Source organism: Plantibacter elymi (nom. nud.) (genome assembly GCF_900177795.1).
GTDB lineage: Bacteria > Actinomycetota > Actinomycetes > Actinomycetales > Microbacteriaceae > Plantibacter > Plantibacter elymi.
On sequence record NZ_FXWJ01000005.1, the window covers coordinates 43,669 to 58,861 of the forward strand.

Genomic DNA, 15,193 nt, shown 5'->3' on the forward strand with positions numbered 1-15,193 from the left:
GGCTCAGGGACCGGAGCGGTTGCGTCGACAGGGTTGGCCGACGGTCGCGAAGCGGAAGATGGGCAGAGCGCCGCAGGCTCCATTTCGGTTGACGGCGCCGCCGGCTCCTTGTCTGCCGAAGGCACCGCATCCGCTGCAGGCCCCGCATCCGTCTCCATCCGCGTCAGCGCGACGCCGACGCTCAGCTACGCGATGGCGCACTGCAGCATCGCGGTGATCGACGAGATCGTCCTCGAGAACCACGGTGGGGAACGCCGGGCGGCGTCCGTCGAGATCGACGTCGTCACCGCCGACGGTGCCCTCGCCGACACCAAGGTGCTCCTCGCCGACCTCGGCGAAGACCGCACCACCCTCCTGCGCAGCCCCGAGGTCCTCCTCGACCCACGCCGCATGCTCCTCGTCGACGAACAGCGCCCCGGCGTCATCCGCGTCACCGTGCGCGACGCCGCAGGCACCCAGCTCGGCACCGTCGAGAGCCCCGTCACCGTGCTCGCGTCCAACCAGTGGATCGCCGCACCCATGCAGCTCGGCCTCGAACTCCTCGCCGCCCACGTGCAACCCAACGCTCTCGTCGTCAGCGAGCTCATGCTCGAGGTCTCCGACCTCCTCGACCAGCAGACCGGCAACAGCTCCCTCGCCACCTACCAACTCGACGACCCCGCCCGCATCGACGCCATCGTCGCCGCCGTCTGGGACGCCGCCCGCGCCCGCGACATCCGCTACGCCGAACCACCCGCCAGCTGGGGCCAGAGCGGCCAGAAGGTCCGCACCCCCGAGGAAGTCCTCACCAGCCACCTCGGCACCTGCCTCGACACCACCATCCTGCTCGCGTCCGTCCTCGAAGCCATCGGCATCCACCCCCTGCTCTGGCTGCTCAAGGACCACATCTTCCTCGGCTACTGGCGCGTCCAGACCACCCTCGACGTCGTCGCCAGCACCGACGTCTCCGAAGCCGTCAACTCCCTCGAACTCGGCCGCATCGGCGTCGTCGAGACCACCATGCTCACCGGCACCTCCGCCACCTTCGCCGACGCCTCCCGCCGGCCCCACACCGACCACCTCGCCGGCTCACTCGACGACTTCATCGGCGTCACCGACGTGGTCCAGGCTCGCCTCCGCAAGATCTACCCGCTGCCCAGCCGCCGCATCAACGCCGAGGGCGAACCCGTCGTCACCCTCTACCAGGCACCCGAAGCCCGCGCCCTCACGCAGGACGCCCCTGCCACCGCCGAGTCGACCGCCGCCGGCCACGGCCCCGACGTCCCGAAGCGCGTCTCCACCTGGAAGAACGCCCTCCTCGACCTCAGCCTCCGCAACAAGCTCATCAACTACACCGACCGATCCGGCTTCGAGCTCGCCGTCCCCGGTCCGGCGCTCGGCCGCCTCGAGGACAGCATCAATCACGGCACCCCCCTCACCCTGGTCGCCTCCGACAGCGTCGCCACGATCGACCAGCAGCGCGGCATCCGCTTCGGCCGCGACCTCGACGAAAGCGACCGCATCACCTTCCTCGAGGACAAGAAGAGCGCCTTCATCGACGTCACCGAGGCCGCCTACCCGACGAAGCTCCGCGCCCTCGCCTACAAGGCCAAGACGATCGTCGAGGAGACCGGCGCCAACAACCTCTACCTCGCGTTCGGCATGCTGAGCTGGCGCTTCGGCGACCGCGACCTCCGCTCACCCCTCGTGCTCGTGCCGGTCACGCTCACGACCACGAGCCGTGGCTCCTCCTACCGCCTCACCCTCGACGAGTCGGGCTCCTCCACGCCCAACTACTGCCTGCTCGAGAAGCTGCGGCTGAGCTTCGGTCTGGAGATCCCCGGACTCGCGAACCCCGTCGAGGACGGCTCCGGCATCGACCTCCCGGCCGCGTTCACCGCCGTGCGTCAGGCGATCCTCGACGCCGGCCTGCCGTTCCGCGTGGAGGAGACGGCGTCGCTGTCGATCCTCCAGTTCGCGAAGTACCGGCTGTGGAAGGACCTCGACGAGAACTGGGAGACCCTCGCCTCCAACAGCCTCGTCGACCACCTCATCAACTCGCCGCTCGAGGCCTACGCCGACCCCACGCCCGCGCAGACCGACACCGACCTCGACCGCCTCGGCCTCGACTGCCCGGTCGCCGCCGACTCCTCCCAGCTCGACGCCGTCGCCGAAGCGGTCGCCGGCCGCACCTTCGTGCTCGAAGGCCCTCCGGGCACCGGCAAGTCGCAGACCATCACCAACCTCCTCGCCCGCTCGCTCGCCGAGGGCAAGAAGGTCCTCTTCGTCGCCGAGAAGCGTGCGGCGCTCAACGTCGTCAAGCAGCGACTCGAAGACGTCGGACTCGGTGCGTTCTCGCTCGACCTCCACGACAAGGGCGCGCGGCCCAACGTCGTCCGCGCGCAAATCAAGACCGGCCTCGACCTCCGCACGAAGGCCGACATCGACGCGCTGAGCACCAACCGCGAGCTGTCCGAGTCCGGCCTCCGCACCCTCACCCGCTACGCCGACCGCCTCCACGAGGTCAACGCCGCCGGCTTCTCGCTCTACTCCGCGCGGAGTCGCCTGCTCGCGATGGACCACGACCTCGTCCCGATGGCGATGCCCGAGCAGCTCGTCGCCGCCGGAACGTCCGAGGCCTTCGAGCAGCTGCGGCAGGTGTTCCGCGACCTCCCCGAGCGCTCCGACCTCGCACGCCCGAGCACGACCCACCCGTGGGCGTTCCTCGACGGCCCGTCGGCTCCCGGGCTCGACGCCGCGACCGTGCAGCAGGCCGCACGCGCGCTGGACGCCGCTCTGGCTGCGACCCTCGACGCCGGCCTCCCGATCGACGCCCTGCGCCTCGCGACGCGCCCCGACCTCCTCGGCCTCTGGTCGACCGCGGTCGCCGCACCGCGCCTGCCGATCGGCGCGCTGATGGCTGGAACCAGGCCCGAGGACTTCACCCGGCTCGACGACGCCCTCGCGGCCGCCGAACAGCTCCGCGACGCCCAGGCCGAGTGGCGCTCGGCCTTCATGCCCGCCATCCTCGACCGCGACATCGCCGGCCCGCTCCACGCCGCCGAGCAGGCTGCCGCGTCGAGCTTCTTCGGTCGCAAGAAGCGGCTCCGGGCCGCGCTCGCCCGGCTGAGCGACGTGCTCGCCGTCGACGCGACCTCGTTCAAGGTCAAGCAGCTCGTGCCGCAGCTCACCGAGGCGAAGGCGGCGCAGGACCGCCTCGTCCAGCTGCGCGGCACGCTCCGCTCGACCGCCCTGCCGCTCGTCGGCGACCGTTGGAACCCGCTCGTCGAGCCGACCCAGCCCGTGCGCGAACTCCTCGGCTGGTACCGCTGGCTGTCGGAGGGCTTCCGCCTGCCTGGCACGCCCGACGACGCGTTCATCACCGCGGTCCGCGACCACTACGCCACGACCCAGCCGTCGCAGCAGGCGGCTCAGGCGCTGACGACGCTCGCGAGCACCTGGAGCGACTTCCTTCGCATCGCGTCGGTCAGCACCGAGCGCCTGTCGGCGTGGGCGGGTGGCGAGGGCTTCCTGCAGGCCTGGTGGTCGACGCGCGACGCCCGCCGTCTCGACGCCGCCGAGCCCGTCGTCCTCGAACGGTGGCTCGACCTCGTGCGGGTCATCGAACCGCTCCGCACCCATGGGCTCGACGACGTCCGCGCTGCGATCCTCGCCGGTCGCATCGAGACCGAGGACGCGACGCTCGCCTTCGAGAAGGGCCTCGCACAGGCGTCGATCGACGAGCGCGAGCGCACCACCACGCTCGACGCCTTCGACGCCACCGCGCACAACCGCAGCGTCACCCGCTTCACCACGAGCGTGAAGGCCGTGCGCGAGGAGTTGCCGCGGGCGATCCCGGCGTCGGTGCTCGGCTTGCGGACGTTCAGTTCGCAGTCGGAGAGCGGTCAGGTCGGCGGGCTGCGTCGACAGATCGACCGCCAGCGCGGTGGCATGAGCGTCCGTGCGCTGCTCGAGAACTTCGGCGAGCTCATCACCCAGATCATGCCGTGCACGCTCGCGAGCCCGGAGTCGGTCGCGCGCTTCTTCCCGGCCGCCGCCGAGCTGTTCGACATCGTCGTGTTCGATGAGGCGTCGCAGATCCGGGTCGCCGACGCGATCGGCGCGATGGGGCGTTCGCGCTCGGTCGTGGTCGTGGGCGACAGCAAGCAGATGCCGCCGACGACCTTCGCCGAGGCTGGCGCGACGATCGACGACGACGCCGACTACACGAGCGAGGTGCTGCAGGACGAGGAGTCGATCCTCTCCGAGTGCGTGCAGGCGCGGGTGCCCAGCAAGTGGCTGTCGTGGCACTACCGCAGCCAGGACGAGTCGCTCATCGCGTTCTCGAACCACCACTACTACGACAGCCAGTTGTCGTCGTTCCCGGCGCCGTTCGCGGGTGCGGGCGACGGTGGGGTCGCGGGTCACGGGCTGGCGTTCGTGCGGCTGGACGGGCAGTTCGAGCGGGGTGGCCGCGGCAAGTCGTTGCGGACCAACCCGGTGGAGGCTCAGGCGATCGTCGAGGAGATCTCGCGCCGCTTCGAAGCATCGCCGGAGGAGACGCCGTCGCTCGGGGTCATCACGTTCAACGCGCAGCAGCGGACGTTGATCGAGGACCTGCTGCGCGACAGCGCCGACCCGCGGATCGCGCTGGCGCTCGACGAGCAGGACGGGCTCTTCGTCAAGAACCTGGAGAACGTGCAGGGCGACGAGCGCGACACGATCCTGTTCTCGATCGCGTTCAGTGCGAACGAGAAGGGCGTGATCCCGTTGAACTTCGGTCCGCTCACGCGGGCGGGTGGCGAGCGGCGGTTGAACGTCGCGGTGACGCGGGCGCGGCGACAGGTGGTGCTGTTCGCGAGCTTCGACCCGTCGGAGCTGCGGGCGGAGCAGACCTCGTCGATCGGCATCAAACACCTGAAGGCGTACCTGGAGCTGGCGCAGCGGGGGAGCGAAGCAGCCGGCGAGGACGGGCGTCGTCAGGCGATCATCGACCGCCACCGCGACGAGATCGCCGACGAGCTGCGCTACGCCGGGCATGCGGTGCGGACGGACGTGGGGTTGTCTGACTTCCGGGTCGACATCAGCATCGCGACTGAAGCGGAGCCGGACCGACCGCTGGTGGCGGTGCTGCTCGATGGCGCGTCGTGGCGTGAGCGTCGGACGGTCGCGGACCGTGACGGACTGCCGGTCGAGGTGCTGAGCGGCCTGATGCGGTGGCCGGGCGTCGAGCGCGTGTGGTTGCCGGAGTGGTTGCACCACCGTGTGGAGGTGCTGGACCGGTTGGTCGCGGCGGTGGAGGCTGCGGCCGAGCGGGTTGCCGCGGGGAGTGCGGTGGCGGAGGTATCGGGTGTTGCGGAGTCGGATCCGGCTGATACGTCGGTTGCCGATGATGCGGACGCCGCCCCCGAAGATTCGGATGCACCCGCGCCTGCTCGCAGTGCCCGAGTGCGCGAGTGGTCGGAGCGGCTGGCGTCGCTGGAGACCCTGTCGGAGTTCCGCGACCGCAAGGTCGGTGCGGCGCAGCCCGTCGAGGCGGCGCCGGTAGCGGATACGTCCGCGCGCCACCCGGAGCTCTCGGAGTACCAGCCCTGGGACGCTCCCACGCTGGGCACGATCGAGGTACTCGACCGCTTGCCCGGGCGGCAGTCGGTCGTGGCGGTGCAGGGCGCGATCCGTGCTGCGGTCGAGGCTGAGGGGCCGATCCACGTGACGCGTCTGGCGAAGCTGGTCGCGGGTGCGTTCGGTCTCGACCGGGTAGCGGGTTCGCGGGCGAAGTCGATCCTCGACAAGGTCCCGGCCGAACTGTTGGGCCGCTCCGACGAGCCGTTCGCCTGGCCGACGTCGATCGACCCACTCACTTGGCGCGGAGCCCGTCAGTCCTCGGCGGAAGCGGCGCGTGCGATCGAGCACATCTCCCTGGTGGAGATCGCGAACGCGATGGCGATCGCCGCGGAGGAGTCCGCCGGCCTCTCGCCCGACGAACTCCGCCGAGAGACCCTGGCGATCTTCGGCGGCAAGCGCGTCACCACCGCGATCGGAGCCCGCCTCGACGAGGCGTTGGAGTTCGGGTTGGCCTCGGGGAGGTTGGCGCGCAGCGGCCCGGACACTATCGTCGCCAAGTAAGCCGACTGTTTAGGATCGCTGCGCCCGCCGGATGGGGGTGTTGATCCCGGTTCGATTCCATCCGGCAGCTCGGCCTATTCGAAGAAGTCGGCGTCGATCTCGACTGCGTGATAGAGGTGCTTCACCTGCACACCTACTCGGTACTTGATCATGAGATCGACGAGGCGTTCGCCGTCGATCAAGATAATTCTCGACGGGACTGCATCGGCGTACGTTGCGGCAGACGGCGTGAAGGCTGATGTGGTGAGGAAGACACCCCTGCTCGCGCCGAAGCCGTGGAGCGCTCCAACGAAGGCCTGGATGGTCTCCCGACTGATGTTGTTGCCGGCCTTGTAACGTTTCGCCTGAACATAGATCCGCTCAAGCCCTAGAGCATCCTGGTTGATGACGCCATCCACGCCGCCGTCTCCGGAGCCCCCGATGCGTTTGCCCCGCTGTTCCGCGCCTCCGTACCCCATCGCGAGAAGCAGATCGACCACGGCCTGTTCGAAGAAATCAGGGTGACTTTCACGGAGTCGTGAGAGCAGTTCTTGTCCGACTTCCGCCTCGATGCGAGAAACACCCGTTTCGATCTGTTCGATCGGATCCAATGAAGCGATCTCGGCAGTGGCCTGGGGATCTGTCGCGGGACTGGTTGTTCCCGACTTCGACGCAGGCCAGAATGGCGCGAATATCTCGCGCGCACTCGCGTAATCCAATCCATCGGGATAGCGAGCGAGTGCCCGGTGGCCTTCGTCATTGATTACATAGTGGCCCCGCATCGGGCGATCGATCCAAGATGCCTTCGTGAGGTGACTCAACGCCCAGCCGATTCGCTGCTCAGCACGGGATGAACCGGACGACAACGTCTCGGCGCGCGCTTCGGGAGAAAGGCCGGATGCTTCCGCGACAGCGTCGAAGATGTCCTTGCGGTGGCGAGTCTGTCCGTCGGCGAGAATTCGTAGGGTCGGAGTGACGAATGCCGGCCAGATTGGTACAAGAGAAGCGTCGTCGCCACTGTCGAGAGTCATGGCCTCCACCTTGCCCTATCTGCACTGAGATGCTGGGGGGCATCCCCTTCGATCATCTGCGTTCTGTCGATCATCGCTTTGAGTTGTCGTCAGGCTTCTTCTCGTCGCCTCGTCGACGGAGCATCCGCTCGGACATGCCGCCCAGCAGCGTCCCCGCTGCGACGCGAGCGCGGTCGACTCCTTCATTCCCGAGGCGGACCGCTGCGCCGACACCGGCTGCGCCGGTCTCGAGAGCGCTGTCGCGAACGTCGGCAGCCGCCTCGCCCCATCGCTTCACGTGCAGTGCCTCATGGTCACTCTCGATACCCAGTCGGCTTTCGAATTCCACGATGGCAGCCGATGCATGGTTGCTCGAATGAACGACCTTGCGAGCGGAGAACGGGTTCAACAACACCTTCCCATTCGCCAGCGTTGCTGCCGCGTTGATTCGAACGAGGAGGGCTTCGGTGGTCTTCGCGATGCGGTTCAAGCGGTTCCTTCGTGCGGCCTGCAGCCCCACCCGGTGAGCGTCGAGCTCTGCAGGTGAACCATCCAGCACCCGGTCGAGTTCGAGGATGGCGATGCCGTCCTGCAGCTGGAAGCATCGAGCGAGAACGGCGAGCCATTCGCCCACGGATGACTCGGCGGCCTTTGCCAGGACGGCGAGGTCGTCGACGTTCCCTTCCCGCTCCAACTTCTCCGCAATGGCGTCGAGCTGCAGCAGTGAATACGCCTGAGTGCGAGCGACAATGCCGGAAGAGTTCTGAATCTTCGACCAACCGGTCTCAGACACCCGTCCGGAATGCTCCCGGATCGTCATGGCCTCTTCGATCATGAGGTCGACGCCGATCATGTCGGCGAGAACAGAGTCTCGCTGACCGCGGAGGAGATCGTCGACCTTGGCGTCGATCTTCGCGAGGTAGTCAGTGATTTCATCCATGGCCTGCTGCATTGCGATCTGCGTCATGATGCCTGCCGCGCCAGCCAGGATCGCAGGGTTCGCGACGAGCGTTGCCGGACCCTTCACGAACTGGATGATCCCGTTGATCTTCCCGCCGTCCATCAATACGGCGCGACTGACGCCCGGAGACGAACCCTTCATCAGCGGGTACTTCTGCAGAGCCTTCGCGGATTCCTTCGTCAGCTTTACCCACCGGCCGGAGCCTGCGGCGATGTGAGATCCCACCTGAGCGGCGGTCGCGGCATGCCCCATAGCAGGACGAAGGCGCTCAAGCCCGAGGTGCTTTGACGTCAATCCCTCTGCTGTGATGAACCGTTCGACAGCAGCTGGATCGCCGATGACGGCCAGACCATCTTCGTCTGCGATCAGTTCGATCTCGTCACTCATGGGGTGATCCTTTGGTTGTGGGTTGGGCTCGTCAGTCAACCTAGACCGCCCGAGTACCGATGTCGCGAAGCACCGCGGCCGACGCGCGGACGCCGTCCATCGCGCCCTGGATGGTGGCTGGGTCGCCGCCCGAGACCGCTGTCGTCAGCGTGTCGAGGTTGGTCTGCAGTCCGACGAGGGCGGGTGCCCACTCGGCGGCGATCGACGCCGGCACGTCCAGCGATTCCAGCTGACCGAGGTTGAAGCTGATCTCAGCCGTGTTCGAGATCAACCGCCACGTGCCGCCCTCGGCCATGGTGGTGACCATGTCGTCGAGGTCTTTGTCGATGTCGGCGGTGTGCTTGCTCGCGCCCGCTTGGAAGGCGGCGACATCGACCACGGCCGGCGCAGCGGGCTCGGCGATGGGCTCGACCGTCGCTGTCGGAACGGGTGTCGGCGTTGCTGTCGGCGTCTGGGTTGCCGTCTGTGCGATGGCAACCGGCTCGGTCCGTCCACCGTTGATCGCGTTCGAGACACCACCGACAAGCAGGAGCGAACCGACGACAGCGCCAGCGATGATCCAACCCTTCGCCTTGCCACTCATGCCGGACGCGGTGCCTGGCTGTGCGGCGTACGGCGACGGAACCGGTGCGGCGGTGAACGCGGGCGGCGCGGACTTTTGCAGCTGGAGCGGCTGGTTGACGAGCGGAGCGGTCGCCGCCTGCTGCGGAGGTGTGACCGCGGCGGGCGCGGTGTGGGTGGTCCATGCGGCACCGTCCCAGTAGCGCTGCTGCGTCGGGTCCGCGTAGTCGGGGTACCAGCCGGCGGGCGTGACAGAGGGCGGGGTGGTCGAGCTCATGGGAACGGTCCTTGCATCGGGTCAACGCGACCCGCAGCAGCATCGGATCATCGACGGCAGGTGACGGACCCGCGAACCGGGCCAAGCACAGTCTGGCGGGGGAGGGGCGGGGGTCATCAGTCCCAGAATGGGTCACGCGCCCGAGTTGTGGGAGGGTAGCGGAAGGTGGATCGACGAGCCCGGCATCTGCCGGCCAGCATCGACCACTCCGACTCGACCCGATGGAGAGTGACCTCCGCATGTCCGAAGCGCAACCCGAAACGGATTCCGGGGGAGACGCACCCGCGCCGATGAAGTTCACGCAGACGACGGCGGGACGGTTTCTGATCGCATGCTCGATCATCGCGGCGATCGTTGCGATCGTCGTCGTCAGCGTTGTCGTCGGCGGATCGCGTCCTCCAGCAGTCGTGCAACCAAACAGCCAGTCGTCGGTGCAGTCGCCGCCAGCTGACGCTCCTCCGCTGCAGACTGCGGATGATCCCATAGAACAGGCACGCGAGGTGGTTGGCGGCTCGTATTCCTCCGAACGAGTGCAGCAGGCGACTGCCGCGGCGCTGGTCGCGACCGGTACGCCGGTGACGACCGACAACTTTTCCAGAGCTTGGAGTTCGGTCCTCGCTGCCACCGACAAGCTCGCCATCGAGCCGATGGACGTCATGTTGTGCGTGCCAGAGCTCGCTTCCTCCGAATCGGGCCTCACCTTTCCAGAGGTCGCTGCGCTCTGTGCCAGTGAGATCTATCTCGGCAAGCGGTAAGGGGGAGGGCGACCGGCGATCGACTTCGAGTAGATCCGCCGGCGGCGGGGTTCGTGTGGCCGTCGATGGCCTAGCGCGCAAGCTGACCCTGCAGCGTTCCGGCAGTGCGGCGAGCGACCGGTCGCTCGCCGCACTGTCACGTGTCGGTGACGCTCAGATGAGTCGTCTCACCGCGTGGGAGCACCGCCCTCGGAACTCGCCCCTCGTTCGGCGTTTTGTTCCGTCGGCGCGGCATCACGCTCTCGCGTCGGCGGACCTGATCGCGCAGCGATGATCGCCAGGAGCGTCAGTGCCCCAGCCATGGCGATGCCGATGTCGGGGGTGCCGTCTTCGCCGACTGAGGTCGTCAGGGCGAAGGCCGCGAAGATGATCGAGATGACGATCAGCATCCGCCTGATCTGTTCCGGAGACATCCTCATGACATCGCGTAGAACTGGTTCTCGAACCCCACCATGAACGTGCCACCGAGTGCGGGGCCGAGGGCGGTCACGACGGTTGCACGCACCGTCCACTTGATCGATTGGTACTCGGCATTGCGGAGGCCCGCGTAGTAGGCCTTCCGCGCTGCCTCGGTTCCCATCGCATGCGCGGACCCACCCATGGCGATCACGGCGATGATGATCGCGATGACGGGAACGGCTTGAGTATCGGCGTCGCTCGGGCTGACGTCGACCAGAGCCTCGTCTTCCGATACCTGTGTCGTGGCGCTCGACGAGTGAGCTGGATCCTCGTCGGTCAGCTGCGTCGCTCCCGCGCTCATTGCGCTGGTGATGGTCAGGGCTGCCGCCAGGCTGAGGCCCGTGCAGGTACTGACCATGCTGCGCTTCATCGTGTTCATGCTCACTCCCTTTGACTTCATCGACCGATTTGGCCGTGGCAAGAATGTAGAATGTTAAATTCCATCTCGGAACCCCTCACTTCTGAGGACGCACGACCGCATCTCGCAGCGAGGGGAGGAGTCTGGTGAGTAAGCCCTGGTGCATCTTCACGGTGGCCGTGGCGTGCGCCATCATGCTCACTTGGTTGGTTCAAGCGGTTCTCTGGCAGGAGCTCCCGCGGCCCATCATCAGCGCGGTCTATGTGGCCATCATCATTTCGGCAGGCCTGGGTTCAAGGATGCTCCGGGAGCATCTCCTCGCGGGGCATCGCGTCGACAAGTCGGGAGGTGTGGTGCGCGACCGGAACGTCGCGTCTCGTGTTGGCACCTTCAACGATCTCCTGGTCGTCTGCCTCGGGCTCGGCGGAATCTTCCTGCTCAGCGGCAACACCATCGCCGGACTCGGCTGCATCGGCGTGGTCATCATCGCGATCATCAGCGTCGAGACACGGGCGGCGCTGCTCAGACGTCGTCAGCCCGCGAACCGTTGAGATCAGGATCCGCGACCACCTCGACCTTGAAGCCCGCCTCGTTCTCAAGCCAGCCCGCGTAGTGCTGCTCGCCACCGGCGTGCGGATAGCGATCCGCATACAGCGGCCGCCAGCCGTGCTCGGGGCCCGCCGCCATGATCGCGTCGACAGCCTCCCGCGTGCCGCCGCGGAACGCGAGATGGTTCACGCCCGGCCGTCGCCGATCGTGCGACTCGGCGCTGAGGTTCGGCGACGCCGTCAGCGTGAGGTAGGTGTCGCCGGCCTCCCAAGACTCGCCGCCCGGCCATTCGCTCTCCTGGGAGAACCCGACGCGCGACAGCAGCCAGGCCCAGCTCGCACGCTCCGCCTCGACGTCCGCGAGCCACACCTCGACGTGATGCAACCCGGGGCCGGCCGGCACCGACGGACGCTCCCGCTGCAGCGCGTCAGCTCCGTCCTGCAGTCGCTCGAGCGTCCCCGCCACCGCGACCCGAGCCAGTGTATGAGGCCGCGCGAGCACGTCGATGTTGCGCGCGATCCGCACGTCCTCGAGCGGCACCAGCACCAGCCGCGGGTCGGCCCGCGGCGCCGTGTACCTCGGGAACAACGCCAGCAGCTCCCCGCCCACGATCAGCGACGCCGCCAGATGGTAGTCGTTCACCCGATGCGCCCGGTGGAACCGCACGCCCGCCGTCGCCTCGACCACCCCGAGCGCGACATCCGGCGCGAAGCCCGCGTGAGCGGCGATCCACGACTCGTCCGCGAGCTCTGCCGCCGACACCGATGACCGGCCCGCGAGCGGATGATCCACCGACATCGCCACGTCGAACGGCTCGCTCAACAGCGTCGTCACCGACAACTGTTCCGACGGCCAGGGCTCGTCGTGGTCCATCCGGTGCGCGATGACGAGGTCGTACTGATCGACGAGCTCGGCGAACTCGGGCTGCGCGACATCATGCTCGCCGAACACCAGCGACGGTCCACCCTCAGCGTCCTCCAGCAACCCCGGCAGCAACGCCTGCCCCGCACTCTGGAACGCCGCCACTCGCACCCGCGCCCCAGTGTCGCCGCCGTATTCGCGCACCGTCTCGGCCGCACGGTCGATCAGCGTGTGCACCGTGCCGGCCATCTCGGCGAGCGCCGTGCCTGCTTCGGTCAGCCGGATCTCGCGCCCCACCCGATACGTCAGCGCGACACCGAGCTCGCGATGCAGGGCGGCCAGCTGCTGCGAGATCGCCGGCGCCGTCACGTGCAGGTGCCGCGCGACCGCCGCGATCGTTCCGCGCTCGGCCAGTTCGCGCATGATCCGCATCTGAGAGAGATTCATCAGCTCAAGCTAACTGGTCACGTGGAAACCCTCAATATTCATGACGGATCGATCTGGCTACGTTGGTCACCAGGACAGCGCAAGGACGCCCGTCCGCGACAGCCGGTACCACCGGTCGCCGCCGCTCCCGCAGGAAGGAACGCCGTTGCTCGCCCTCTGGAAACGACCCGACACCGCCGGTTTCGAACTCGTCGAGCGTGCGATGCCGGCCATGGGTTCCGACGACGTCCTCATCCGCGTCCACCGCACGGGTATCTGCGGCACCGACCTCCACATCGAGTCGTGGGACCCGTGGGCGGCCGGCGCGGTCGACGCCCCGCTCGTCCCCGGCCACGAGTTCTCCGGCGAGGTCGTCGAGGTCGGCAGCCGCGTCGAAGGGATCCCTGTCGGCGCAGCGGTCTCCGGTGAGGGCCACCTCGTCTGCGGCACGTGCCGCAACTGCCGCTCCGGCCGCCGCCACCTCTGCCGCCACACCCGCGGCCTCGGCGTCAACCTCGACGGCGCCTTCGCCGAGTACGTCGTCCTGCCGGCCACCAACGTGTGGGTCCACGGCGACCAGGTCACCCCCGACCTCGGCGCCCTCTTCGACCCCCTCGGCAACGCCGTCCACACCGCGCTCAGCTTCCCGATCCTCGGCGAAGACGTCCTCATCACCGGCTGCGGCCCCATCGGGCTCATGGCCATCGCCGTCTGCCGGGTCGCCGGGGCGCGCAACATCGTCGCGACCGACGTCGTCGCCGACCGCCTCGAGAAAGCCCTCGCCGTCGGCGCGGACCGCGTCGTCGACGTCTCGAAGGAGCGGGTCGCCGACGCCCAGGCCGAGCTCGGCATGCTGGAGGGCTTCGACATCGGTCTCGAGATGTCGGGACAGGCTGCCGCGGCCAGTGAGCTCATCGAGAACCTCAACACCGGTGGCAAGGTCGCGCTCCTCGGTCTCCCGTCGACCAACATCGAGATCGACTGGACCAAGGTCATCACCCGCATGATCACCATCAAGGGCATCTACGGCCGGGAGATGTTCGACACCTGGCACCACGCGAGCGCGATGGTCGACCACAGCCCCGAGCTCCGCAACGCCCTCGAATCGCTCGTCACCGCCCGCTTCCCGCTCGCCTCCTGGCAGGACGCGTTCGACACCGCACGCGGGGGAGCGGCGGGCAAGGTGCTCATCGACTGGACCGACACCCGCGACGTCGTCATCACCGGCGTCATCGACGAACAGGCACCGGTCGCCGCCCACGCCGCGACCGCCGCCTGAGCGACCGCCACACTCAGCTCAACCGCCCACTCGACCCCGAGGAGACGACATGTACGGCACCATCAAGACGCAGCTGCGCGATCAGCTCGACCGCATCGAGGCCGACGACCTCACGAAGCGCGAGTTCGCGATCACGTCCCGCCAGGGCAGCCACGTGACGATCGACGGCCGCGAGGTGCGGAATTTCTGCGCCAACAACTACCTCGGCCTCGCCAACGAGCCGTCGATCGTCGATGCGGCGAAGCTGGCGCTCGACGAGTGGGGCTACGGGCTCGCGAGTGTCCGCTTCATCTGCGGCACGCAGCAGATCCACCGCGACCTCGAGCAGGAGCTGAGCGCGTTCCTCGGCACGGAGGACACCATCCTGTTCTCCTCCTGCTTCGACGCGAACGGAGCCGTCTTCGGGGCGCTGTTCGGCGAGCACGACGCGATCATCTCCGACGCGCTCAACCACGCGTCGCTCATCGACGGCATCCGTCTGAGCAAGGCCCGACGCCTGCGCTATCGCAACCGCAACATGGCCGACCTCGAACAGCAGCTCATGAATGCGGCCGACGCTCGTCGGACCGTCATCGTCACCGACGGCGTGTTCTCGATGGACGGCTTCTACGCACCCTTGGACGAGATCTGCGACCTCGCCGACCGCTACGGCGCGCTCGTCCTCGTCGACGACTCGCACGCCGTCGGCTTCGTCGGCCCGGGTGGTCGCGGAACGCCGGAGTTGTTCGGCGTGCAGGACCGCGTCGACATCCTCACCGGCACCCTCGGCAAGGCGCTCGGTGGTGCGTCGGGCGGGTATGTGAGCGCGAAGCAGGAGATCGTCGACGTGCTGCGGCAGTCGGGCCGGCCGTACCTGTTCTCGAACAGCCTGGCGCCGTCGCTGGTCGCCGGAGCGCGTCGGGCCGTGGAGCTCGCGGCGGAGGGTGACGAGCTGCGCGAGGGACTGTTCCGCAAAGCCGACCTGTTCCGTGCCCGCATGACCGAGGAGGGCTTCTGTCTGCTGGAAGGCTCGCACCCGATCATCCCGGTGATGTTCGACGACGAGCAGCAGGCGGTGCAGGTAGCGGCGCGGATGCTGGAGCAGGGCATCTACGTGATCCCGTTCAGCTTCCCGGTGGTGCCCCGCGGCGAGGCTCGCATCCGCGTGCAGATCAGTGCCGCCCACAGCGAGCAGGACATCGAGGACTGCGTCGCCGCGTTTGTAGCGGCGCGGGGGTAGGTGCGGC

11 protein-coding genes and 1 pseudogene are annotated in these 15,193 nt (G+C 68.0%); 5 read left to right on the plus strand and 7 right to left on the minus strand.

Going from position 1 to position 15,193, the window contains the following annotated elements:
• Positions 1 to 108 precede the first annotated feature (108 nt).
• Entirely contained in the window at positions 109 to 6,105 is a 5,997-nt protein-coding gene (locus tag CCK91_RS15425; RefSeq protein ID WP_242664572.1) for a DUF4011 domain-containing protein, read from the plus strand.
• A gap of 74 nt (positions 6,106 to 6,179) precedes the next feature.
• Here the strand turns inward: CCK91_RS15425 and CCK91_RS15430 are convergent, their stop codons facing one another.
• From CCK91_RS15430 to CCK91_RS15440, 3 genes are all read right to left on the minus strand, one after another.
• Entirely contained in the window at positions 6,180 to 7,115 is a 936-nt protein-coding gene (locus tag CCK91_RS15430) for a restriction endonuclease (protein WP_086474779.1), read from the minus strand.
• Positions 7,116 to 7,185: 70 nt separating this feature from the next.
• The gene (locus CCK91_RS15435) at positions 7,186 to 8,442 is read right to left on the minus strand and encodes a hypothetical protein (protein WP_086474780.1); all 1,257 of its coding nucleotides are present in this window, start codon (positions 8,440 to 8,442) and stop codon (positions 7,186 to 7,188) included.
• 40 nt (positions 8,443 to 8,482) lie between these two features.
• Positions 8,483 to 9,280, minus strand: coding sequence for a DUF2510 domain-containing protein (locus tag CCK91_RS15440; protein WP_086474781.1), 798 nt, complete (start codon positions 9,278 to 9,280; stop codon positions 8,483 to 8,485).
• Between the two features lie 239 nt (positions 9,281 to 9,519).
• On the opposite strand from CCK91_RS15440, the gene CCK91_RS15445 reads away from it, so the two are divergent.
• Positions 9,520 to 10,035, plus strand: coding sequence for a hypothetical protein (locus CCK91_RS15445; RefSeq protein ID WP_133060015.1), 516 nt, complete (start codon positions 9,520 to 9,522; stop codon positions 10,033 to 10,035).
• Between the two features lie 167 nt (positions 10,036 to 10,202).
• Here CCK91_RS15445 and CCK91_RS15450 read toward each other — a convergent pair whose 3' ends face one another.
• Both CCK91_RS15450 and CCK91_RS15455 read right to left on the minus strand, forming a co-directional pair.
• Positions 10,203 to 10,454 (minus strand): hypothetical protein, encoded by a 252-nt coding sequence (locus tag CCK91_RS15450; RefSeq protein WP_133060016.1) that lies wholly within the window; start codon positions 10,452 to 10,454, stop codon positions 10,203 to 10,205.
• On the minus strand, positions 10,451 to 10,873 hold the full coding sequence (locus tag CCK91_RS15455; RefSeq protein ID WP_086474784.1) for a hypothetical protein: 423 nt from the start codon (positions 10,871 to 10,873) through the stop codon (positions 10,451 to 10,453). Before CCK91_RS15455 ends, CCK91_RS15450 begins: the two co-directional genes overlap by 4 nt.
• A gap of 125 nt (positions 10,874 to 10,998) precedes the next feature.
• Here CCK91_RS15455 and CCK91_RS15460 point away from each other — a divergent pair, with 125 nt between their 5' ends.
• Complete coding sequence (locus CCK91_RS15460; protein WP_165767068.1) at positions 10,999 to 11,403, plus strand: hypothetical protein; 405 nt, start codon at positions 10,999 to 11,001, stop codon at positions 11,401 to 11,403.
• Here CCK91_RS15460 and CCK91_RS19975 read toward each other — a convergent pair.
• Both CCK91_RS19975 and CCK91_RS19980 read right to left on the minus strand, forming a co-directional pair.
• A complete protein-coding gene (locus CCK91_RS19975; RefSeq protein WP_242664599.1) occupies positions 11,375 to 11,803 on the minus strand; it encodes a VOC family protein in 429 nt (142 codons plus the stop codon). The two genes, CCK91_RS15460 and CCK91_RS19975, sit on opposite strands and share 29 nt — an antisense overlap.
• A 45-nt stretch (positions 11,804 to 11,848) precedes the next feature.
• Positions 11,849 to 12,709 (minus strand): annotated as a pseudogene (locus CCK91_RS19980) (LysR family transcriptional regulator); the annotation flags it as partial.
• A 145-nt stretch (positions 12,710 to 12,854) separates the two neighbouring features.
• Between CCK91_RS19980 and tdh the strand changes: the two are divergent.
• Together tdh and CCK91_RS15475 are read left to right on the plus strand one after the other, a co-directional pair.
• Positions 12,855 to 13,967 (plus strand): L-threonine 3-dehydrogenase, encoded by a 1,113-nt coding sequence (tdh, locus tag CCK91_RS15470; RefSeq protein ID WP_086474787.1) that lies wholly within the window; start codon positions 12,855 to 12,857, stop codon positions 13,965 to 13,967.
• Positions 13,968 to 14,016: 49 nt separating this feature from the next.
• Entirely contained in the window at positions 14,017 to 15,186 is a 1,170-nt protein-coding gene (locus CCK91_RS15475; RefSeq protein WP_086474788.1) for a glycine C-acetyltransferase, read from the plus strand.
• Positions 15,187 to 15,193 lie beyond the last annotated feature (7 nt).

Coding starts and splice junctions, on each gene's coding strand:
- CCK91_RS15430 (WP_086474779.1), bottom strand. CDS start 7,115: ATGACTCTCGACAGTGGCGACGACGCTTCTCTTGTACCAATCTGGCCG.
- CCK91_RS15435 (WP_086474780.1), bottom strand. CDS start 8,442: ATGAGTGACGAGATCGAACTGATCGCAGACGAAGATGGTCTGGCCGTC.
- CCK91_RS15440 (WP_086474781.1), bottom strand. CDS start 9,280: ATGAGCTCGACCACCCCGCCCTCTGTCACGCCCGCCGGCTGGTACCCC.
- CCK91_RS15445 (WP_133060015.1), top strand. CDS start 9,520: ATGTCCGAAGCGCAACCCGAAACGGATTCCGGGGGAGACGCACCCGCG.
- CCK91_RS15450 (WP_133060016.1), bottom strand. CDS start 10,454: ATGAGGATGTCTCCGGAACAGATCAGGCGGATGCTGATCGTCATCTCG.
- CCK91_RS15455 (WP_086474784.1), bottom strand. CDS start 10,873: ATGAACACGATGAAGCGCAGCATGGTCAGTACCTGCACGGGCCTCAGC.
- CCK91_RS15475 (WP_086474788.1), top strand. CDS start 14,017: ATGTACGGCACCATCAAGACGCAGCTGCGCGATCAGCTCGACCGCATC.